The organism is Flavobacterium jumunjinense, from assembly GCF_021650975.2.
Taxonomy (GTDB): Bacteria; Bacteroidota; Bacteroidia; order Flavobacteriales; family Flavobacteriaceae; genus Flavobacterium; species Flavobacterium jumunjinense.
Genome location: NZ_CP091285.1, coordinates 4466117 through 4488071, shown reverse-complemented (window position 1 = coordinate 4488071; position 21955 = coordinate 4466117). Strand labels below are relative to the sequence as shown.

Below are 21955 nucleotides of genomic sequence, written 5' to 3'. Positions count from 1 at the left end.
AATGACGAAAAGAGATTTTTTTAGATTAGTAATTAAGGTTTTTGGGTTGTACAACTTAATTGCCATTTTGTTTTATTTTATACCTCAATTTTCTACATATTATATTGAGGGCTATAGTCTCTCAACCTTTCTTGTCCTACTTGGTAGTGTTTTGTTGATGATAGCTTCTCTTTTTGTTTTATTATTCAATGCAGATTTTATTATAGCGATATTAAAACTAGATAAAAACTTTGACGATGATGAAATCATTATAGGGAACTTAAGTTCTTATTCAATTATTTTATTGTCAATTTCGATTATTTCTTTAATGTTGATTGTAAATCCTATTCCAGAATTAATATTCCAAATTGTCAACTTATTTAAAAATGAGATTAGTCATCGAACCTTAGGAAATACACCAATCGATTATTATTTAATTATTACTCAAGTATTAAGTATTGTAGTTGGTTATTTATTGCTGGTAAACAATAAAAAAATAGCTAAATCATTAGACAAAAACTAACTAATGAAAGAATTAATTGACCAACTTGGAACCACACATACTTTTGAAAAAACACCAAAGAGAATTATCTCTCTTGTGCCTTCTCAAACAGAACTATTATGCGATTTAGGATTAGAAGATGAAATAGTAGGAATTACGAAGTTTTGTATTCATCCATTTCATTTAAAATCAACAAAGACAAGAGTTGGTGGAACTAAAAAGATAAAGTTTGATAAAATTGTTGCACTTCAACCCGATATTATAATTTGCAATAAGGAAGAGAATACAAAAGAAATTGTAGAAGAATTGAGTGCAATTTGTCCTGTTTGGGTTACAGATATCTTTACTATAGAAGATAATTTAAAAATGATTCTTGATTTTGGGGAACTTTTTGACAAAAGAACGAATGCTCAAAAGTGGATAGATAAAACAAATTTTGCCCTTCAAGATTTTAAGAAGTTCATAAAAGACAAACCAGAAAAGAAAGTAGCTTATTTTATTTGGGCGAATCCTTATATGGCTGCTGGCAAATCAACTTTTATAAATGAATTGTTAAAATTAAATCATTTTGTAAATATCTATGAAGATAAAGAAAGTCGATACCCAGAAGTAGAATTAAAGAAAATTCGATTAGAAGGTGATCCAGATTATGTGTTACTTTCTTCTGAGCCTTTCCCTTTTAAAGACGAACACGCTTTTGAAGTAGGGCGATCCACACATCATGCTAAAACTGTTTTTGTAGATGGAGAAATGTTCTCTTGGTATGGAAGTAGATTAGTTAAAGCATTTGAATATTTCAAAAAAGTGCATGATGCAATATAATTAGGAATTGTTTATCAATTGTTTTGGTTGCAAACAACTACATTTGTATTCCTTAAAATAAAGTAATTGATTAACTATACAATTTATAAGTGTTCATCAGAAGATATTGATTCACTTAATCATCAGAAAAAAGAATGGGTGACTTTTGTTCATGGAGCAGGAGGAAGTTCCTCTATATGGTTCAAACAAATTCGAGACTTTCAGAAGCATTTTAATGTTTTACTACTAGATTTAAGAGGACATGGCGATTCTGCAAAGAAAATTAAAAATACTTTTAAACAAAAATACACCTTTAAAGCAATTGCTAATGATATCGTTGAGGTTATCAATCATCTAAAAATTGAAACTTCACATTTTGTAGGCATTTCTCTAGGTTCAATTGTTATTCGTCAGTTAGCAGAAATGAATCCTGAGAAAGTAAAAAGTATGATTTTAGGAGGAGCTATTTTAAAAATGAATTTCCGATCTCAAATTCTAATGAAATTAGGAAACACATTTAAATACGTTTTACCTTATTTAGTACTCTATAAGTTTTTCGCATTTGTAATTATGCCTAAAAAAAATCATAAAAAGTCAAGATTACTTTTCATAAATGAAGCTAAAAAACTCTATCAAAAAGAATTTATAAAATGGTTTAAGCTAACGGCAGAAATTAATCCAGTATTAAAATGGTTTCGACAAGTAGAATTAGATATACCAACCTTATATGTAATGGGAGAAGAAGACTATATGTTTCTTCCAGCAGTTCGACAAGTTGTTGGAAAACATGTTAAAACAGCTGAACTTTTTATAATTGAAAACTGTGGACACGTTGTTAATGTAGAACAACCAAAGATATTTAATACAACAGTAATTTCATATCTACAAAGAAATTAAATAAAAGAACCTAGTTGTTCCCTAAAACAAAAAAAACCACATCCAAAAAGATGTGGTATTTTTTTTAACTAACCTTAACCAACCAAATATAAATATGAAATACTAATTCGTTTATTTATATTGCAAATATCTAACTATTTTTGCTATGAGTATGTTAATGATTTGTTATATATATGTTATTGAATATTAAAATTTTAGTTTTTACTTTTTGTCTTGCATAGCAAATACTTTTTTCAATAAGTCAGAAGTTCTAGAGCTAAAATCGGTTCTAATGCTTTGTTCTTCAACAGCTATCATTTTAAAAACACCGTCCATAGCCTTGTTAGTAGTATAATCTGTTAAATCTGGATTCACTTTTTCTACAAAAGGAATGTTGTTATATTTAGATATAATATTACTCCATACTTTATCGGCACCAACTTTTGCAAATGAGTTTTTAATAACAGGATTAAATTTACCATATAAAGCAGTAGAAGTAGAGTTTTGTAAATAGGTAGTAGCAGCAGAATTGTCTCCCATTAAAATGTTTTTAGCATCATTAAAAGACATTTGTTTAACGGCATCAACAAATATTGGTGTAGCTTCTTTTACAGCATCTTCAGCAGCTCTGTTTAAAACTTTCAAACCTTCATCAGCTAATTTAGATAATCCAACTTGTCTCAATTTTTTATCAACAGTTTGTAATTCATCTGGAAGTAATATTTTAACCGCTTCATTTTTAAAAAAACCATCAGTAGCTGTTAATTTAGATACTTGTTTCTCAATTCCTTTATCCAAAGCTTCTTTTAAACCACTAGCTATATCTGTTTGACTAAGACCAGGAACTGTTCCTTGTGGTAATTGATCAACAACTTGTTGTAATTCTGCGCAACTAAATAATGTAAAAGTTAAAAGTGTAAGTGCTATTTTTTTCATTGTAATAAAATTTTAAATCAAAGTTAACAATTTTTGTACCAAAAACTATTTTATGTTATTCCCTTTGTACATGTTTTTTTTATAATTATAATTTAAATAAAGCGAATTCAAGTAATAGTTTTATGATGAATAAAAAGGAGCAGTGCATTACAACCGCTCCTTTTCTCAAAAATAATAAACTAAAACATTAAAAATTGGTTTGACTATAAAAAAATATCTTTTGTTGCATATAAAATGCAACGATTCTGCTTATAATGTATTTACTTTTATTAACAATGGAGTCAAGTCGACCTCTTGAACTTCATTAAAAGTATTCTTTATACACAGAATTAATAATTACTGTTTCAGTATTTTTTTAATTGATCACCTGTAGTGTATTTAATACATTACAAAAACTAACAAAAACAAATAGTACATGAAATTAAGAATATCAATATTTTCTCTTACTCTATATCATAAAAAGTAAACATCTTCTTTATTTCTTTTGTAAAGGTATGTTGACTCGTTTTTTATTCTAAAAATTAGTAAAATCTAATTAGATAAAATCGATATAAGGTGTTTTTTTATCGATTAAAAGCTTATTTTTAAGATAAAAATAGCTTATAAATGAAAAACAGCATTTTACTTGAAAAGGAAATTAAAAAAAATGAGACAAAAAACGGATGATTTTTAATGTTTACAATCTTAAGTAAAACTATTGTTACTATTTTTACAAGAAATTGTTGATTTTTATAATCATCATTGTTATTTATAAAATGATAAATTCGTAAATTGCGCTACAAAATTTTAGATAAAATTACACATGGAACAACAACAACCTTATATTCCTGAGAATAAAGTAAGAATAGTTACTGCGGCTTCGCTGTTTGATGGACATGATGCAGCTATTAACATAATGAGAAGAATCATTCAATCAACCGGATGTGAAGTAATTCATTTAGGGCATGATAGAAGTGTGGAAGAGGTTGTGAATACAGCTATTCAGGAAGATGCTAATGCTATTGCAATGACTTCTTACCAAGGTGGACATACAGAATACTTAAAATATATGTTTGATTTGCTTAATGAAAAAGGAGCGGGTCATATTAAAATATTTGCTGGAGGTGGTGGAGTAATCCTTCCAGTAGAGATTGAAGAACTTCATGCATATGGTATTGAAAAAATATATTCTCCAGATGATGGAAGAGAATTAGGTCTTCAAGGAATGATTAATGATTTGGTGCAACGTTCCGATTATCCAATTGGAGATAAATTAACAAATGAAGCAGATCATTTAGAAAATAAAAACCCAAGAGAAATTGCTCGTGTAATTTCTGCAGCAGAAAATTTTCCGGAGATTGCAAAGAAAACTTTAGATAAAATTCACAAAGCAAATGAATCTTCTAAAATTCCAGTTCTTGGTATTACAGGAACAGGTGGTTCTGGAAAATCGTCATTGGTAGATGAGGTAGTTCGTCGTTTTTTAATCGATTTTCCAAATAAAACAATCGGATTAATTTCAGTAGACCCATCAAAGCGTAAAACAGGAGGAGCACTTCTAGGAGATAGAATTCGTATGAATGCTATTAATAATTCTAGAGTATACATGCGTTCGTTAGCAACACGTCAATCTAATTTAGCATTGTCTAAATATGTTGCAGAAGCGATTCAAGTATTGAAAGCAGCTAAATATGATTTAATTGTTTTAGAAACTTCTGGAATTGGTCAGTCAGATACAGAAATTATGGATCATTCTGATGTTTCTTTATATGTAATGACGCCAGAATTTGGAGCAGCTACACAATTAGAGAAAATCGATATGCTTGATTTTGCAGATTTAGTAGCTTTAAATAAATTTGACAAACGTGGTGCTCTAGATGCAATACGCGATGTTAAGAAACAATACCAACGTAATCATAATCTTTGGGATGTAAACCCAGACGAAATGCCTGTTTTTGGAACCATTGCTTCTCAGTTTAATGATCCAGGAATGAACACGTTGTACAAATCTATAATGGATAAAATTGTAGAGAAAACGGAATCAGATTTAAAATCGACATTTGAGATATCGCGTGAAATGAGTGAGAAGATTTTCGTAATTCCACCACACAGAACCCGTTATTTATCTGAAATTGCAGAAAACAATCGTAAATATGATGAAACAGCTTTAACACAAGTGGAAGTTGTTCAAAAATTATATGGAATTTTCAAAACTATAGAATCGGTTACAGGTAGTACAGTTCAAATTGATAAAGCAGGTGTAGTTGAAGATTCTTTGCAAATTGAAGATTCAAATAAAGACTTTGTTTCTTTATTAATAAAAGAATTCGATCGCGTAAAAATGAACTTAGACCCATACAATTGGGAAGTTATTCTTACTTGGGATGAAAAAGTAAATAAATATAAAAATCCAATTTATTCCTTTAAAGTAAGAGATAAAGTAATTGAGATTAAAACACATAGTGAATCGCTTTCACATTCTCAAATTCCAAAAATTGCTTTACCAAAGTACCAAGCTTGGGGCGATATTTTAAGATGGAATTTACAAGAAAATGTACCAGGAGAATTTCCATTTACATCAGGATTATATCCTTTCAAACGTGAAGGAGAAGATCCATCACGTATGTTTGCTGGTGAAGGTGGACCAGAAAGAACAAATAAACGTTTCCATTATGTGAGTGCAGGTTTACCAGCAAAACGTTTGTCAACCGCTTTTGATAGTGTTACGCTTTATGGTAATGATCCAGACCTTAGACCCGATATTTATGGTAAAATTGGAAACGCAGGTGTTTCTATTTGTTGTTTAGATGATGCTAAGAAATTATATTCTGGTTTCGATTTAAGCCATCCTGCTACTTCAGTTTCGATGACAATTAATGGACCAGCACCTATGTTGTTAGGTTTCTTTATGAATGCGGCTATCGATCAAAATTGTGAGAAGTATATTAAAGAAAATGATTTAGTTGCTGAGGTGGAAGCAAAAATAAAAGCAATTTATAAAGCCAAAGGAACAGAAAGACCAACCTATAATGGAGCTTTGCCAGAAGGTAATGACGGTTTAGGTTTAATGTTGTTAGGTGTTACAGGTGACCAAGTATTACCTGCAGATGTATATAATGATATAAAAGTAAAAACGTTAGCACAAGTGCGTGGAACAGTGCAAGCCGATATTCTAAAAGAAGATCAAGCACAAAATACTTGTATTTTCTCTACCGAATTTGCCTTACGTTTAATGGGAGATGTTCAAGAATATTTCATTAAAGAAAATGTTCGTAATTTCTACTCAGTTTCTATTTCTGGGTATCATATTGCAGAAGCGGGTGCAAATCCTATTACACAATTAGCTTTTACTTTAGCAAATGGTTTCACTTATGTGGAATATTACTTAAGTAGAGGAATGAATATTAACGATTTCGGACCTAACTTATCGTTCTTCTTCTCTAACGGAATTGATCCTGAATATGCAGTAATTGGTCGTGTGGCTCGTAAAATTTGGGCAAAAGCCTTAAAATTAAAATACGGAGCAAACGAAAGAGCACAAATGTTGAAATACCATATTCAAACTTCGGGTCGTTCATTACACGCTCAAGAGATTGATTTTAATGATATTCGTACAACACTTCAAGCTTTATATGCTATTAACGATAACTGTAATTCGTTGCATACCAATGCATACGATGAAGCAATTACAACGCCAACAGAAGAATCTGTGCGTAGAGCAATGGCAATTCAGTTAATTATTAATAAAGAATTAGGTTTAGCGAAAAACGAAAACCCAATTCAAGGTTCTTTCATTATAGAAGAATTAACCGATTTAGTTGAAGAAGCTGTTCTTTTAGAATTTGATAGAATTACCGAAAGAGGTGGTGTTCTTGGAGCAATGGAAACAATGTACCAAAGAAGTAAAATTCAAGAAGAATCAATGTACTACGAAATGTTGAAACATACGGGAGAATTTCCAATTATTGGAGTAAATACATTCTTAAGTTCTAAAGGTTCACCAACAATTGTTCCTTCAGAAGTAATTCGTGCAACAGAAGAAGAAAAAATGTTACAAATTAAAACATTAGAGAACCTTCATAAAGGCAATGCAGAAAAAGTAAAAGAGCAAATTAATTTACTACAAGAAGCTGCAATTAATAATGAAAACTTATTCGAATTATTAATGGATGCTACTAAATACTGTACGCTAGGTCAAATTACTTCAGGATTATTTGAAGTAGGTGGTCAGTATAGAAGGAATATGTAAGCAGAGAACCAAAATATTTGAAAAAGATTTTGTGTGAATCGCTTATGCCGAGCTTGTCAAGGTATCTTGTATATAAACAGAATAAAGACAAAAAACCTTTCAGAAATGGAAGGTTTTTTTGTTTATAATATTTAGATTTGTTTACTTTAAAATAAATCATGTATAAATATTTTTTACTTTTCATCGTATCTTTTTCTTTTGGACAAGTTCCATATAGTAAGGATAATCTAAAAAATACTTTAAGTATAAAAGGTATTGGTTATATAAATCTTTTGGATGGTGGTTTTGGTTCAATAGTAGGACTAGAGAAAGGGTTTTTTAAAAATCATTCTTTAGGAGTGAAATTTATAAATAATTATTTTTCACCGCGGGAAGAGAAGGTAGAAGATAAATATGGAGAAGTACATGATTTAGGGAATTATCAAAAGCATAACGATCAGTCATTTATTTTCGAATATAAGTATTATTTTGATTTCAATGATTTTAGAAATAGGACAGGAGTTTCTTTTTATACTTCATTAAATTATAAAATAGGAAAAAAGACAATAAATAAAGACCGTAACTATGAGAATGATTTTTATTTTCAGAAAATAGATTATAATTATATAGGAACAGCAATAGGTTTTGTTTTCGGAAATTCTCCAGGTTGGTCAATTGATACTCAAATTAGTTATTTAACTGGGAAAAAGAATAAATCAACAAACTTTGAAGGACTTAATGAATACACTTTGAAGGAAACATATTCCACAAATTACTTTAGGTTCGAATTTTTAGTAGCCTATAATTTCGATTTTTAATAGAATATATAATCAAAAGAATTTAGTTCTTTAGAAATTCATAAAAGTGTTTAACTAAATAGAATAGCTAAAACACTTCAATTACAACCTTAAAGATATAAAATACAAGCCCAAAAAGGGTAACTATACCATTTTATGGTCAATTTTGATACTTAAAGTAGTATTAATAATACTAAAGCTGTAAAAATAGATACTTTAAGTATAAAAGTATATACTTAAAGTATGTTTTGACTTACTAAAAGTAAATTAATCTTTACTAAAGGTAAATATTGTGAATATATAAATATCAATTTTCATACTAAAAGTTAGTACTTTAAAGTAAAATGCCTTAACAACTAGATAATGAACTCCAAATAAAGCCAAAATTATTTGAAAGCGATGGTATTAAAAAGAAAAGACCTTCCATTTGGAAGGTCTTTATGGAATCAATAACAACACAATTTTTAATTATTCAACAACTACTTTTTGTGTGATTCCATCTTTTGTTTTTATAAAATAAATCCCTTTTGGGTAATTCATTTCTAGACTTAGTGTGTTTTCTTTTTCAATCAGTTTCTTACCAACCATATCATACAAACTAATACTAACTGGTTCATTAAAATACACCTTACCGTTTTTTGTAGGGTTCGGATAAATTACAAAATTATTTTTTTGAGTAAACGATTCATTCGATAAAAGATCATTCGATATCTCATATAAACTTAAAGTAGCACTCACTTCATTAGCCATAATAACTAATCCTTTGTTTACAGGACTATCTTGTGGAGCAATATAAATAATTCCTTCTGGACCTAAATCTCCTCCAAGGCTAGATGTGTTTCTACTATTCTTGTATGAAATAAACGTTGGAGCCATTGGATTCGTAATATCATAGGTCATTAAACCACCAATTCTTTCTAAAGTAATAAAGGCATAAGTAGCACCATCTATTTCAGCAATAGTAATACCTTCAGGTTCTGGACCTTTGTTGTCACTTCTATTTTTTAAAGAAGTACTACTATTACTTGCGTTAAATAAAGCACCATAAACAGGGTCGGCAGCTGTAATTCTTTCAAAGTCGGAACCACTATCATAGACTAATGCTCCTGTTGTAGCATTCCAAATACTAAATGAACGTGTTCCAAATACATGAATTTCATCAAAATCACCATCGTTGTCAATATCACCAGTAACATTAGAAACCGTTAATCGACCTAAGTTTTTATTGTCTTTTAAAAAATCGGCATTAGGAAATACAGTTGGGTCTAAAACAAAACTACCGCTTCCCACTCTTTTTTCTTCAGAAAGACCATTATAATCTCTAGAATCTCCTTCATTAGCAGTAACCAAATAGGTAGTTCCACCAACAGTATAGTTAGCAATAGCATCAGGCATATACATTCCTTTAACAGGCCAGTTTCCCATAAATATTTCTCCAAATTGATCGGAAGTATCGAACTCGTTCCCTGCTAACATATGATCTTTAAAACCTAAAGGAGTAATTGTTGTAATTTGATTTGTTACTAAATCTATAGTTGCTAAAGCATTGTTTTCTTGTAAAGTTACCCAAGCCGTCAATCCATCGGCAGCAACAGTAATATATTCTGGTTCTAGATCTTTAGAAACGCTTGCATTCACACCATAAATTCGAACATTATTGGCTTTTAAAGTAGCTAATTGACTATCAAAGGCATTAAAATCTAACAATGTAACATCACTTTGTTGAATGGCATTATAACCAGCAGTTACATCAATAATAGAAATACTTCCTTCTGGATCAATTGTGTAATCATCATTAGGTTGTCCTTCATTCGCAGTAATTACTTTTGTTCCATCTGGCGTAAAAGTAACCATATCAGGTAGCACACCTACTTCCACAACAGCACCAATGTTTCCATTTGTATCCATAAAAATTACTTTTCCATTCGCAAAATTAGCCGTTTCAACAGTGGCAGCAATCATACCATTTTTAACCGCTATACTTGTTCCGCCAATTCCATAAGTTGAAAGATCAACAGATTGAATTGGAGTTATTGCAGACGGATTTGAAAAATCTAAAATTTCAATTTTTGAAACTGTAGAGTTCATTACAAATAATCGTTGCGAAACAGGATCATGAGCTACAATTTCGGCAGAACCAGTTGCGTCAACAAGATAGCTTGCTAGAAAATTAATGTCTAAAGCACTAGAAGTAGAAGGCGTATTTTCTTCATCTTCTAAGATGTAAACAGTTTTTTTAGTAGTACCAACAATTGTTCCGTCTACAGGATTTGATAGTTCTAAAATAAAATACGTATCTCCATAAAATGAAGTGTTATTAATAATAGGTATAGTTACGGTTACAGAAGTTTCATTGGCAGCAAAAGTAACCGTTTGATTTGAAAAAGTATATTGAGTACCATTGGTAGCTGTACTATTAGAAGATGCTATTAAATCAACAGAAGTTGTCCCTGTAGAAGGATTCGTTAAAGAAATAATAACATTTACACTATTATCATTTTCATTTACAATAGAAAATTCAGTAGAAAAAGATATATCTGTAGTAAGAAATGTTGATGCAATTATATTTTTAGAAAGTCGTTCTGTTGCAGAATGATTACAAGTAAAGGTTTTAGCTTTAATACTTTGGAGTGAAATAAGGAATAATAGTAAAGTAATTTTTGTTCTCATGAGTTAGTTTAATTGTTTATCTCACAAACATACAAGTAGGTAACGAGGACTTCGTTATTATAAAGTAAACATTTCATATAGAAATCGTTACTATAAAGTTGTTTAAATATTAAAAAGTAAACTTATTGTTAAATGATCGTTTTTTTGTAATTATAAATAGCTGTCAATTTGATTGTTTTTTTATGTAGTGAGAACCGCTTTCAATGTAATTCATCTTATAAGTAATGCAATTTTCTATTCAGGAATACATGAATTGGCGAAAAATCATATCAAAAACGAGTTTCAACCAACGAGTGCTAAAAAGATAAATACCCATTGTTAGGGATTTTTTTAGTATTTTGGATTGTTATTTTAGCAAAATAAATTTAAAAACAATAACCATGAAAGTATATCAATCGTGTGGAAAAATAGTAAGCATTGGAGAAATGAAAACTGTTGAAATAAAAACAGTGTTACCCGAATTACCAGAAGGGAAATACAGATATGTAAAGTATTACAACATTTCTAGTAAAGATTATTTCGGACTTTTAGGTGTTTTACTTATTGAAAACGGAGTAAATAAAGATTTGAATGATTTTGATGCTCCATTGAATAAAATAAAAGTAGATGAACAGCCTTTAAAATTGAATGATTTATTACCAATAAACGGAGGTAAAGATTTTTCTAGTTTAAAACAAGGTGATGCAATTCATTTCATGTGTTTCCACGATGAACGATTTAATGGTTCCGATAAAGAATTGAAAATCTTTCAAGAGAATTTGCCGAAATTTCCAGACTTTGATTTAATAGAAGAACCAAAAGTAGGCAATGGAGGAGTACTCACTTTTGAAGGTTGCATGTAATGATGAAAAGGATAAAGATAATAATGAATATAGCAGCAATTTTTATTGTTGCTTTTTCATTTTCACAAACTACGCAATTAAAAAGACTAAAAGAAACACTTAATACGGTAGATGTTGAAGCGTCTAAAAGATTAATTGAAGATATTGAAAAATTGCCTTTAAATTTAAATCAGAAAGCCAATTTTAATTATTTAAAAGCCAATTTTTATAAGTTAGTAAACGAAGACAATAAGGCATACGAATATTATTTAAAATCAAAGAAAGCCTATGTGCAACAAGATAGCCTATCAAAAGTAGCCACTATAAATATAGAAATAGTTTCACTGTTGTTAGCTATCGAAAAAAATAAAATTGATTACAATCTCTATATCAAAGAGTTTATTGAATATGCAGAAAAATCAAACGATTCCAAAGGGCTTAGTGAAGCCTATATGCAATTAGGAAAATCATTCTATAACACCAATCCAAAACTAGCAATAGATTATTTTTTTAAAGCATTAAAAGAAAATACAAGTCCAAAAGAAGAGGTGTTTAAAGCGCGAATTATGCAAAATATAGGAGCGACCTATGCTTCAGACGGAATTTTAAAATTAGATTCAGCACTTTATTTCTACAACAAAGCCATGCCTATTTATCAAAAAAATAAACTAGACGAATACATTTCCTATATCTATATTAATAAAGGTGTAGTGTTTACAAAAATGAAACGCTATGATGAGGCAATAACATATTTTTATAAAGCAGATTCTATACCCGTAAAAGAATTTAAAAATAAAAACAAAGCAATTATTTATGGTTTTTTAGCGAATGCCTATAAAGAAAATGGAAATTTTAAAGAAGCCATTGCTTTTATAGAAAAACAAAAAGTGTATCAAGATATTCTAGATGAAAAAGAGCAAAACAAAGCCATTATAGAAATAGATACAAAATACAAAACCGTAGAAAAAGAAAAAGAAAACAAAGCACTAAAACAAATTAATTTTAAAAACAAAATAACCATTGTAGTCAGTTTGGTTCTGTTGTTATTATCTATTCTAATAGGTGTTTTATCATTTAAAAATATAGCAAACAAGAAGAAAATTGTAGAGCAACAAAAAACAATTGAAGTCAATCAATTAGAAAATAAACTAAAGCAGAATCAATTAACCGAGATTGATAAAATGTTAGAAGTTCAGGAAAAAGAGCGACAAAAAATCGCAGACGAACTACATGATAATTTAGGTAGTTTGTTAACCACTTTAAAAATAAACTTTGAAACCATAAGAAACCAAAATAATAATTTTGAACTGTTCGATAAAACAAATGCACTACTGGATGAAGCTTATAATGAAGTACGAACAATTGCACACTTAAAAAATAGCGGAGTAATTGGGAAACAAGGACTCTTAACAGCAGTAAAAAAAATGGCAGATAAAATGACTGTGCCAAACAAAATTTTATTCAATGTTATTCCATCGGGTTTAAATGAAAGAATAGACAATACATTAGAAATATTGTTATTGAGAATTATCCAAGAATTAGCTGCCAATATTTTAAAACACGCAGCAGCAAAAGAAGTAAATATTTATATAAATCAATATGACGATGAAATGAATCTAATGATTGAAGATGATGGAATAGGATTTGATTTACTAGAAATAAATGAAACAAAAGGTATTGGACTAAAAAATATAGAAAGAAAAATAGAACAACTAAACGGAACTTTTACCATAGATAGTAAAAAAGGAAGAGGAACAACCATAATAATAGATTTACCATTATGATACGAATTGTTATAGCAGAAGACCATCAAGCATTAATAGATGGAATAAAATTAGCGTTAGAATATGAAGAAGAAATAACGGTAGTTGGTGAAGCTTTAGACGGAGAAATGTTGGTAGAATTAGTAAGAAACAAAGAACCAGATATTGTAGTAACCGATATAAGAATGCCAAAATGCGACGGAATTACAGCAACGCGAATAATAAAAAAAGAATTTCCGAATATTAATCTAATAGCCTTTAGTATGTTCGATCAAGACGAAGCCATTGATCAAATGAAAAAAGCTGGAGCAATTGGATATATAATGAAGAGTTCATCTTTGAAAAAATTAATAGAAGCAATAAAAAGTGTCTCAAAAAACATACCCTATTATGATGATGCAATAATTACGAAAGACAATCTAACCAAAGAAGAAATCATTTTAAGCAAAAGAGAAAAAGAAATTTTAAGATTTGTTGGAGAAGGGAAAACATCGCAAGAAATTGCAGACCTATTATTTGTTGCAAAAAGTACTGTAGATACCCATAGAAAAAACATACTTAAAAAAATGAATATTTACGGCAAAACCGATCTTATCCGATTTGCTATCGAAAGAAAATACGACTTCTAAAAAGAAAACAAGACATTGTCAGAACAGAACAAGCCTTAGATACAATTTTTTTTAAAAATAATCAGTATGTAAATCATAAAAAATCCCCATCGTTAGGGATTTTTTTGTGCTTACAAATGAGGAATTTTACAAAGTAGTTAGCTAACAAACAAAATGGAGACTAGAAACCATATCAAACAGGGCGAAACCGAAAAGCCAAATGAGTAGGAATTAAAAAAAAGAAAAATGGCATTTGGAATAACAGCTATAAAGGAAATAATTAATAATAGCAAAGAAACGTTGCATATTGTTAAAAAAGAGAATCCAGATAATGATCGACTCACAATCCATTCAGGTCACACTTCAGTACATGAAATATGGATTCCATGGGTTGGCAATCAAAATGAATTCGATAAAAAAGTATTAGAAATAACCTTCGAAGAAAGTAATAATAAAATATGCATTTGGCAAAGCGGGAATACAGTTAGGTATTCTAAAGGTAATTTTTCAGATGGAGGTTTTGCAGTTGCACCAATGCAAAAAACAGATGGAAACAGAAAATTAACAATAACAGAAACAAAAGTAGTAGTAGAAGAATTTAATAATTAAACCATACAGTCATTCAATTAGTTAAAGTCTAAGACTGACCTATTGGTAATTAACTTACAAATTCAATTAATTAAAAATTCCTTTAGGGATGAAATATCTATAAAAAATATGAAAAAAATAAAATTTTTAGACGGAAAAATCAAAGAAATGTCTCTTTTAGAAATTGAGAAAATGAATGTAGATGAAATAACAGAAGTGTATGATGAGGTATCAAATCAATGGCAAAAACCAATGTTTGATAAAGACATTTCAGTATTTACAAACCCAGAGGAAAATGATTTTAAAGCCATGGGAGGTCAACCTTATTGGGGAAGATATAAAGCAGATCATAAAGTAAGAAACGGAGTTAGACAATTCTCAGCAATACTCTGGAATATACCTTTTGGACAATCATGGGAAGAGTGGGCGGAAAAAACACCAGCAAGAGTAAGAGGACATTACTTTCCAAAACCAACTCGTTATAAAAGTAATGGTGTGAATTTATGGGGTGAGTTTGATGTACCAGATACAACATGTAACCCAACACCAAGTTACGGATATTTTGAAGGAGTTTTTAATCCAGAATGGTTAGATGATGGACGTAAAATGAGGTTAACAAGCAATGTGACTTATATAGATCCGTATGGAAAAAGATGGACAGCTCCTACAGGACATGTTGTAGACGGAGCTTCAATACCAGCTTCACTTTGGAGTGTTGCAGGACCACCCTTTGCAGGGAAATACCGATTTGCATCTGTGTTTCACGATGTGGAGTGCGATACAAGAAATAATACGTTTGATGACGTGCATGATATGTTTTATTATGCAATGCTAGCAAAAGGCGTTAGTCCAGTTGAAGCATGGTCTAAAGTAGAACCTGTTAAGGTCTATCAACACGCAATTGCTCATCACTTTGGTAAAAAATGGATTTTTTTTAGTTAACACAAGTAAATGAATCAGTAAACAGCTTTTTGTTCATAGAAAAAGTACTATGATAAAAAAATAATTTAAAAATAGAGAGGTAAAAATGCCTCTCTATTTTATTTATAACTTTTTTAAATTAGTAGTTTATAATTTTATTTATTTGAAAAATGCTAATGAATTTGTGCTATTCATTTTTGAAAATTCAATATAGAATGATTTTTTGATAAAGTAAAATATAGTTGTTAAAGTAAGGAGTCTTGTTTTCTTGTTTAAAAATATCTAAATTTACAATCAGATTTTAAAAAGATATAAAAAATAATACTCTAATAATTAACTGATTAGGTGTTTTTTAGATTGTGTTGTTTTTAATGTGATCTAAAAAGTAAAGAAAAAACTAAAATTCAACCATAACCAAATTAAATATTTAAAATGAAAAATTACATTAGTTTATTATTAGTCGTCTGCTTTGCCAGTAATTCCTGGTCGCAAGAATACAAAGAGATGATAATAAAAGGAACCTACACTGTTCAAGAAATTCAAGCCAAAGCAGAAGCACATTTTGCAATCGTAGGAAAAGAAAGAGGAAAAGGATATAAACCTTATAAAAGATGGGAATACGATGCCTTAAGAAATATGGATGAAAATGGGATACTTAAAACACCAGAATTTTATTATAATGAATTAGAAAGATACAATCAATATAGAAACAATAGCAGTACTACTTTTGCTAAAACAGCACAAGGAACTTGGGAAGAAGTTGGACCAACCTATTGGAGCGATGACAACTCAAACGGATGGAATCCAGGAGTGGGGAGAATAACTTCAGTAAGTGTAGAAAGCGCAAACAGAAACCATATTATTGTAGGAGGAGCATCAGGAGGAGTATGGAGAACTGTAGACGGAGGAACAACTTGGACGGTTTTAACAGATAATATGTCAAATCTTACTGTTTCTGCACTAACAATAAACCCATTAGACAATACAAACTATTTTTGGGGATCTTCAAACGGAGCAATTTTTAGCTCTACAGATTCAGGAAGCACTTGGTCATTGTTGTCAGATACAGGAGCAGGAACTGTAAATAAAATATTAATAGACCCTACAGACGATACTAAAATGTATTGTAGTGTGCAAGGAGGAGGAATTTATAAATCAACAGATTCAGGAGCTACATGGACAATAATTCATGCTTTAGCAACAACGGGCTATGATGTAGAATTTAAACCAGGTGTAACAAGTACTATTTATGCAACGGGAAATAAGTACTTTAAATCTATAGACGGAGGAGTAACATTTACCACCGAAAATGCATTAAGCATCTACCAACAAGAATATGCTTCTGGAACAACAAACTGGATTTCTGCATCTTCTAATTTAAATAATACTGTAGACCCAAGAACTGGAAACGGTTTAGGATTGTTTTATATAAATAATTATAGTCACCCAGTAACGCGTTTAATACCACCAGTAGTAAATCTAACTGGAGCAACAGCTCCAAAACTTAATTTTTCTTATACAAACGTGAGTTGGGATTCGGATATTGATGAATTAAAAGTACTATATAAAACATCATTAGGAGGAACTTGGACAGTATTAGCAACTTATACAGCAGAAACAACTGCTTGGCAAGATATAACGCTAGATTTACCAAACCAGTCTTCAGAATATTATGTTGCTTTTGAAGGGAAATCAAATTATGGAAGAGGATTAACTTTGGATGATGTAAGCATAGAAGATGTAACTTTAGGAGTGCTTTTTGAAAATGGTTTTGAATCAAATTCACCACTTTCAACAGGACCAAAAATGATGGGTGTTTCGGCAAATAACCCAAATGTAGTATATATTCTAGAAGCTGAAAATGGAAAATTTGGAGCATTTTATAGATCTACAGACAGTGGTAATTCATTTACAAAGCTAAATCATGGTACAAATAACTATTTCGGGTATGAATCTAATGCAGACGATGATAGAGGACAAGCACCTAGAGATATGGACATAGCAGTAAACCCTAATGATGCTAACGATGTGCATATTGCAGGTATTTTATCTTGGAGATCAACAAACGCAGGAGATACTTTTAGCATTACTTCACAATGGGTACCAGGAAGTGCTGCAAATCAAAATATAGGCTATTGTCATGCTGATATTGATATTATGGAATATGTTGGCGATAAATTGTATGTTGGTAGCGATGGTGGAATTTTTGTAGCAGAAAATCCTTTGGTTGTAAATAGTAATTATTATACCGATTTAAGTACAGGATTAGGAATCAGACAATTCTATAAAATAGGTGTTAATCAAAATGTACCAGAAGTAATTACGGGCGGAGCTCAAGATAATGGAGCATCAGTATTTACAAGTACGGGCGTATGGAAAGATTGGTTAGGAGCAGATGGAATGGAAACATTTGTAGATAAAACAAACAATAATACGCTATACGGAACAACCCAAAACGGTTCGCTATATAAGTCGAATAATCAAGGTACAACTTATTTTGGATTAAACTCACCAGATAATAAAGATGGAAACTGGGTAACACCATTTGAACAAGATCCATTAATAGCGAATAGAATATATTCAGGATACGATCAGGTATATAGATCTAATGATGGAGGATCAACTTGGACAGCTATTTCTCAAACGTTCGGTGGTAACTTAAATCATTTAAAAATTGCACCATCAAACAATACTATTATGTTTGCTGCAATAGGTAGTACACTATATAAAACAGCAAATGGAGGAATAACAAACTGGACAACACTGAGTGGCTTTTCTGGAAGTATAAATTCTATTGCAATTCACCCTACAGATGCTAATAAAATAGCGATTGCAACAACTGGAGCTCAAAAAGTATATGTTAGTACAGACGGAGGAGTAAATTGGACAAGTTATTTAAAGAATTTACCTGGTTTTAGTGCATTAGCATTAGTATGGACAGACCACGAACAAGATGGACTTTATGTAGGGATGAATTATGGAGTATATTATATTGGAACAACAGATCCAGCAGCAGAATGGTTGCCATTTAGCAATAATTTACCAAATGTTCAAATTAGCGAATTAGAAATTAATACAGCAAGTAATAAACTATTTGCAGGAACATATGGAAGAGGGTTATGGAAATCTGATCTATTTGAACCTGGAGCATTAAACATAAGTGAATTTGAAGCATTAAATACAATATCATTATTTCCTAATCCTGCAACAAATAATGTTAGCTTAGTATGGAATAAAGACGAAAATGTATCTATAAAAATATACAATACCTTAGGTAAACTTGTATATTATGCTAAAGATAAAAGCTTAATGAATACATTAAAAATTAATACCTCAGATTTTGCGTCGGGATTATATTTTGTAAACATTAATACAGTGAGCAGTTTCACAACGAAAAAGTTAATAATAGAATAATTACCTTTTTTAACAATTAATAGTTAAGTCCAATAACAAAATTCATTTTTGTTATTGGACTTTTTTGATGAAAAATGATTTACTATTAATTGCTTTCTTATGTAATTAACCAACTCTTCTTATATATAAGAAGACTAACCATATAATAGGAAGATTATTTGAGAAGGAATAAATACATAAATATTTTTTGGCATGACTATTGAATAATAACTAATATCAAAAATATTAAACGAAATAGTTATGAAAAAATTTACTTTAATTTTAGCTTTAATCGGAATGATTACGTTACAAAGTTGTGTTACAGAAGAAGTAATGGTTGCAGACTCAATAGATAATGATACCATTGGTGAAGTATTTGAATATTCTAATGTAGATTTTCATTCAGGAAATAACTTCAATGTTTTCTTAGATTATCCACATACAATTTATGCTTCAGATATGGTTCTAATTTATCATCTATATGAAGTGAATAACGGAAACGATGTTTGGAGATTAATGCCCCATACATATTATTTAGGAGGAGGAGATGAATTAGATTACAACTTTGATTTTACTCGTTATGATGCGAATGTGTTTTTAGCAGCTAATTTCAATTTAAATACTTTAAGTTCAAGTTGGTCACAAAATCAAGTATTTAGAGTCGTTGTTATTCCTGCAAACTTTGGAAATAAAACGGCAGAAACTTTAGATATCAATAACTATGATGAGGTTGTTAAACATTACAATATAAGTACTTCTAAAATAATAAAGATTGCATTAAAATAAAATATAATTTTACATTATTAACGAGAAAGAGTCCTGATTTTCAGGACTCTTTTGTTTTGAATACATTTTAAAGATTCTAGTATAAAATTAAACATTTACTACTTTAGTTTGAGCAATTCCATCACCAAGTCTTGGCTTATCTAGTAAAACTAAAATCGGATCAACAATGATTAATAATAGTGTTATATTTCTTTTCAAGCTAGTAACAAAATCACCTTTTAAAGAAGAACCATCTTCTCTTACAGCTTTGTACTTCATTATTTTTTTGCCAATACTTTGTCCTTCAAATAAGGCATCTTTAATTAATAAGTAAACGAGACTCAATAGAGAAATAATTGTGTCTACCATGCCTAAACCTAAAGCACCGACAATATAAGCGGGTATAGAAAAAATTAGACCATCAATAAATAATGCTAAAAATCTGTTTAATTTTGATACTTCCATTTTAATTAATTTAATTGGTTAGTTTATAAATATATAAAAAAAAGTTAAATTTTAACAATTTTATTTTAACAATAATTACCAATTTTCGTAATTCTAAATTGTCAAATTCATAAATTTAGTTGTACTTTTGCCACGTTTTTTAATAAGCAAGGCATAACAACTAGTATCTATATATTTAGATAAACACAACTACAAAATAAATTACATAATGAATCAGACAAAGTATATTTTTGTTACAGGAGGTGTAACTTCTTCTCTAGGGAAAGGAATTATCGCAGCTTCTTTAGCTAAATTGTTACAGGCACGCGGGTATAGGACAACTATTCAAAAATTTGATCCTTATATTAATGTAGATCCTGGAACACTAAATCCTTACGAACATGGAGAGTGCTATGTTACAGATGATGGAGCAGAAACTGATTTAGATTTGGGGCATTATGAAAGATTTTTAAATGTTCCAACTTCACAAGCAAACAATGTAACTACAGGAAGAGTATATTTATCTGTCATTGAAAAAGAACGTAGAGGTGAATTTCTAGGAAAAACGGTTCAAGTTGTACCTCATATTACAAATGAAATCAAAGAACGCATGCAATTATTAGGGCAAAGCGGACAATTTGATATTGTAATTACAGAAATTGGAGGAACGGTTGGAGATATTGAATCTTTACCATATATCGAATCTGTTCGTCAATTATTATGGGAATTAGGAGATGAAAATGGAATTGTAATTCATTTAACATTAGTACCATTTCTAGCAGCAGCTGGTGAATTGAAAACAAAACCAACACAGCATTCTGTTAAAACCTTAATGGAAAGTGGAATTAAAGCAGATATTTTAGTTTGTAGAACAGAACACGAACTTTCAGACGATTTACGTCAAAAGTTAGCAATCTTTTGTAATGTTAAGAAAGAAGCAGTAATTCAATCTATTGATGCGTCAACTATTTATGATGTTCCAAATTTAATGCTGGAAGAGGGATTAGATATAGTTACATTGAAAAAATTAGGTTTAGAGGAAAGAAATAGCCCAGATCTTAAAAATTGGAATGAATTTCTACAAAAACATAAAAATCCTAAACACGAAGTAAGTATTGGTTTAGTAGGTAAATATGTAGAGTTACAAGATTCATATAAATCAATTTTAGAAGCATTTATTCATGCTGGTGCTGCCAACGAGACAAAAGTAAACGTAATTTCTATACACTCAGAATATTTAGATGTCAAAACGGCAGAAGAACAACTAAAAGGATTAGATGGCATATTAGTTGCTCCTGGATTCGGTAATCGTGGAATAGAAGGTAAAATTGATACTGTTAAATATGCAAGAGAAAATAATGTTCCGTTTTTAGGAATTTGTTTAGGAATGCAAATGGCGGTTATAGAGTTTTCAAGAAATGTATTGGGTTATGCTGATGCAAACTCTATAGAAATGAATGAAAATACGACTCATCCAGTTATTAATTTAATGGAAGAGCAAAAGAATATTATTAATAAAGGTGGAACAATGCGTTTAGGTGCTTGGAAATGTAATTTGAAAGAAAATACATTAGCACAGACTATTTATGGTAAAACAGAAATAATGGAACGTCATCGTCACCGTTACGAATATAACGGAAAGTATTTGAACGAATTAGAAAAAGCGGGTTTAAAAGCTTCAGGAATTAATCCAGACACTGGTTTAGTTGAAGTGATTGAAATTGAAAACCACCCATTTTTTATAGGAGTACAATACCATCCGGAATACAAAAGTACAGTAGCAAATCCACATCCACTTTTTGTGAGTTTGGTTGCAGCAGCTGTAAAGCATAAAAACAAAAAATAACGGGTTTACAATACTAAGTAAACTGAATACTATTTTAA

At 30.1% G+C, this 21955-nt stretch carries 16 protein-coding genes; 13 read left to right on the top strand and 3 right to left on the bottom strand.

Annotated elements, in window-relative coordinates; all coding sequences use genetic code 11:
- Window position 1 precedes the first annotated feature (1 nt).
- The 3 genes from L2Z92_RS20385 to L2Z92_RS20375 all read left to right on the top strand — a co-directional run bounded on the left by L2Z92_RS20385 (window position 2) and on the right by L2Z92_RS20375 (window position 2179).
- Window positions 2–502: a hypothetical protein gene (locus L2Z92_RS20385; protein WP_236456595.1), complete on the top strand. Its 501-nt coding sequence runs from the start codon at window positions 2–4 to the stop codon at window positions 500–502.
- 3 nt (window positions 503–505) lie between these two features.
- Window positions 506–1303 carry an ABC transporter substrate-binding protein gene (locus tag L2Z92_RS20380; protein ID WP_236456594.1) on the top strand — a complete coding sequence of 266 codons (798 nt, stop codon included), beginning with the start codon at window positions 506–508 and terminating at the stop codon, window positions 1301–1303.
- 66 nt (window positions 1304–1369) lie between these two features.
- Window positions 1370–2179: an alpha/beta fold hydrolase gene (locus L2Z92_RS20375; protein ID WP_379677891.1), complete on the top strand. Its 810-nt coding sequence runs from the start codon at window positions 1370–1372 to the stop codon at window positions 2177–2179.
- 201 nt (window positions 2180–2380) lie between these two features.
- On the opposite strand, the gene L2Z92_RS20370 is transcribed toward L2Z92_RS20375, so the two are convergent.
- Complete coding sequence (locus L2Z92_RS20370; RefSeq protein WP_236456593.1) at window positions 2381–3094, bottom strand: DUF4197 domain-containing protein; 714 nt, start codon at window positions 3092–3094, stop codon at window positions 2381–2383.
- An 802-nt stretch (window positions 3095–3896) separates the two neighbouring features.
- Between L2Z92_RS20370 and L2Z92_RS20365 the strand changes: the two genes are divergently transcribed.
- Window positions 3897–7322, top strand: a complete 3426-nt coding sequence (locus L2Z92_RS20365; RefSeq protein WP_236456592.1) for a methylmalonyl-CoA mutase family protein — start codon at window positions 3897–3899, stop codon at window positions 7320–7322.
- A gap of 158 nt (window positions 7323–7480) precedes the next feature.
- Entirely contained in the window at window positions 7481–8119 is a 639-nt protein-coding gene (locus tag L2Z92_RS20360; RefSeq protein WP_236456591.1) for a hypothetical protein, read from the top strand.
- Between the two features lie 447 nt (window positions 8120–8566).
- Here the strand turns inward: L2Z92_RS20360 and L2Z92_RS20355 are convergent, their stop codons facing one another.
- Window positions 8567–10768, bottom strand: coding sequence for a choice-of-anchor I family protein (locus L2Z92_RS20355; protein ID WP_236456590.1), 2202 nt, complete (start codon window positions 10766–10768; stop codon window positions 8567–8569).
- 380 nt (window positions 10769–11148) lie between these two features.
- On the opposite strand from L2Z92_RS20355, the gene L2Z92_RS20350 reads away from it, so the two are divergent.
- The 7 genes from L2Z92_RS20350 (at window position 11149) to L2Z92_RS20320 (ending at window position 19648) form a co-directional block, all read left to right on the top strand.
- A complete protein-coding gene (locus L2Z92_RS20350; protein WP_236456589.1) occupies window positions 11149–11610 on the top strand; it encodes a hypothetical protein in 462 nt (153 codons plus the stop codon).
- 23 nt (window positions 11611–11633) lie between these two features.
- Window positions 11634–13373, top strand: a complete 1740-nt coding sequence (locus L2Z92_RS20345; protein ID WP_236456587.1) for a tetratricopeptide repeat-containing sensor histidine kinase — start codon at window positions 11634–11636, stop codon at window positions 13371–13373.
- On the top strand, window positions 13370–13981 hold the full coding sequence (locus L2Z92_RS20340; RefSeq protein WP_236456585.1) for a response regulator transcription factor: 612 nt from the start codon (window positions 13370–13372) through the stop codon (window positions 13979–13981). The genes L2Z92_RS20345 and L2Z92_RS20340 overlap by 4 nt, the downstream gene beginning before the upstream one ends.
- Before the next feature lie 225 nt (window positions 13982–14206).
- Complete coding sequence (locus tag L2Z92_RS20335; RefSeq protein WP_236456583.1) at window positions 14207–14569, top strand: hypothetical protein; 363 nt, start codon at window positions 14207–14209, stop codon at window positions 14567–14569.
- A 108-nt stretch (window positions 14570–14677) separates the two neighbouring features.
- Window positions 14678–15490 carry a DUF1353 domain-containing protein gene (locus L2Z92_RS20330; protein ID WP_236456581.1) on the top strand — a complete coding sequence of 271 codons (813 nt, stop codon included), beginning with the start codon at window positions 14678–14680 and terminating at the stop codon, window positions 15488–15490.
- Between the two features lie 411 nt (window positions 15491–15901).
- Window positions 15902–18883 carry a VPS10 domain-containing protein gene (locus L2Z92_RS20325; RefSeq protein WP_236456580.1) on the top strand — a complete coding sequence of 994 codons (2982 nt, stop codon included), beginning with the start codon at window positions 15902–15904 and terminating at the stop codon, window positions 18881–18883.
- A gap of 240 nt (window positions 18884–19123) precedes the next feature.
- The gene (locus L2Z92_RS20320) at window positions 19124–19648 is read left to right on the top strand and encodes a hypothetical protein (RefSeq protein ID WP_236456579.1); all 525 of its coding nucleotides are present in this window, start codon (window positions 19124–19126) and stop codon (window positions 19646–19648) included.
- 87 nt (window positions 19649–19735) lie between these two features.
- Here the strand turns inward: L2Z92_RS20320 and L2Z92_RS20315 are convergent, their stop codons facing one another.
- Window positions 19736–20092 (bottom strand): RDD family protein, encoded by a 357-nt coding sequence (locus L2Z92_RS20315; protein WP_236456578.1) that lies wholly within the window; start codon window positions 20090–20092, stop codon window positions 19736–19738.
- Between the two features lie 208 nt (window positions 20093–20300).
- On the opposite strand from L2Z92_RS20315, the gene L2Z92_RS20310 reads away from it, so the two are divergent.
- Window positions 20301–21917 (top strand): CTP synthase, encoded by a 1617-nt coding sequence (locus tag L2Z92_RS20310; RefSeq protein WP_236456577.1) that lies wholly within the window; start codon window positions 20301–20303, stop codon window positions 21915–21917.
- The last annotated feature ends 38 nt before the right edge of the window (window positions 21918–21955 follow it).

Bases quoted from the DNA above. Each gene is read 5' to 3' on its own strand.
- L2Z92_RS20385 (WP_236456595.1), top strand. From the start codon at position 2: ATGACGAAAAGAGATTTTTTTAGATTAGTAATTAAGGTTTTTGGGTTG.
- L2Z92_RS20380 (WP_236456594.1), top strand. From the start codon at position 506: ATGAAAGAATTAATTGACCAACTTGGAACCACACATACTTTTGAAAAA.
- L2Z92_RS20370 (WP_236456593.1), bottom strand. From the start codon at position 3,094: ATGAAAAAAATAGCACTTACACTTTTAACTTTTACATTATTTAGTTGC.
- L2Z92_RS20365 (WP_236456592.1), top strand. From the start codon at position 3,897: ATGGAACAACAACAACCTTATATTCCTGAGAATAAAGTAAGAATAGTT.
- L2Z92_RS20360 (WP_236456591.1), top strand. From the start codon at position 7,481: ATGTATAAATATTTTTTACTTTTCATCGTATCTTTTTCTTTTGGACAA.
- L2Z92_RS20355 (WP_236456590.1), bottom strand. From the start codon at position 10,768: ATGAGAACAAAAATTACTTTACTATTATTCCTTATTTCACTCCAAAGT.
- L2Z92_RS20350 (WP_236456589.1), top strand. From the start codon at position 11,149: ATGAAAGTATATCAATCGTGTGGAAAAATAGTAAGCATTGGAGAAATG.
- L2Z92_RS20345 (WP_236456587.1), top strand. From the start codon at position 11,634: ATGAATATAGCAGCAATTTTTATTGTTGCTTTTTCATTTTCACAAACT.
- L2Z92_RS20340 (WP_236456585.1), top strand. From the start codon at position 13,370: ATGATACGAATTGTTATAGCAGAAGACCATCAAGCATTAATAGATGGA.
- L2Z92_RS20335 (WP_236456583.1), top strand. From the start codon at position 14,207: ATGGCATTTGGAATAACAGCTATAAAGGAAATAATTAATAATAGCAAA.
- L2Z92_RS20330 (WP_236456581.1), top strand. From the start codon at position 14,678: ATGAAAAAAATAAAATTTTTAGACGGAAAAATCAAAGAAATGTCTCTT.
- L2Z92_RS20325 (WP_236456580.1), top strand. From the start codon at position 15,902: ATGAAAAATTACATTAGTTTATTATTAGTCGTCTGCTTTGCCAGTAAT.
- L2Z92_RS20320 (WP_236456579.1), top strand. From the start codon at position 19,124: ATGAAAAAATTTACTTTAATTTTAGCTTTAATCGGAATGATTACGTTA.
- L2Z92_RS20315 (WP_236456578.1), bottom strand. From the start codon at position 20,092: ATGGAAGTATCAAAATTAAACAGATTTTTAGCATTATTTATTGATGGT.
- L2Z92_RS20310 (WP_236456577.1), top strand. From the start codon at position 20,301: ATGAATCAGACAAAGTATATTTTTGTTACAGGAGGTGTAACTTCTTCT.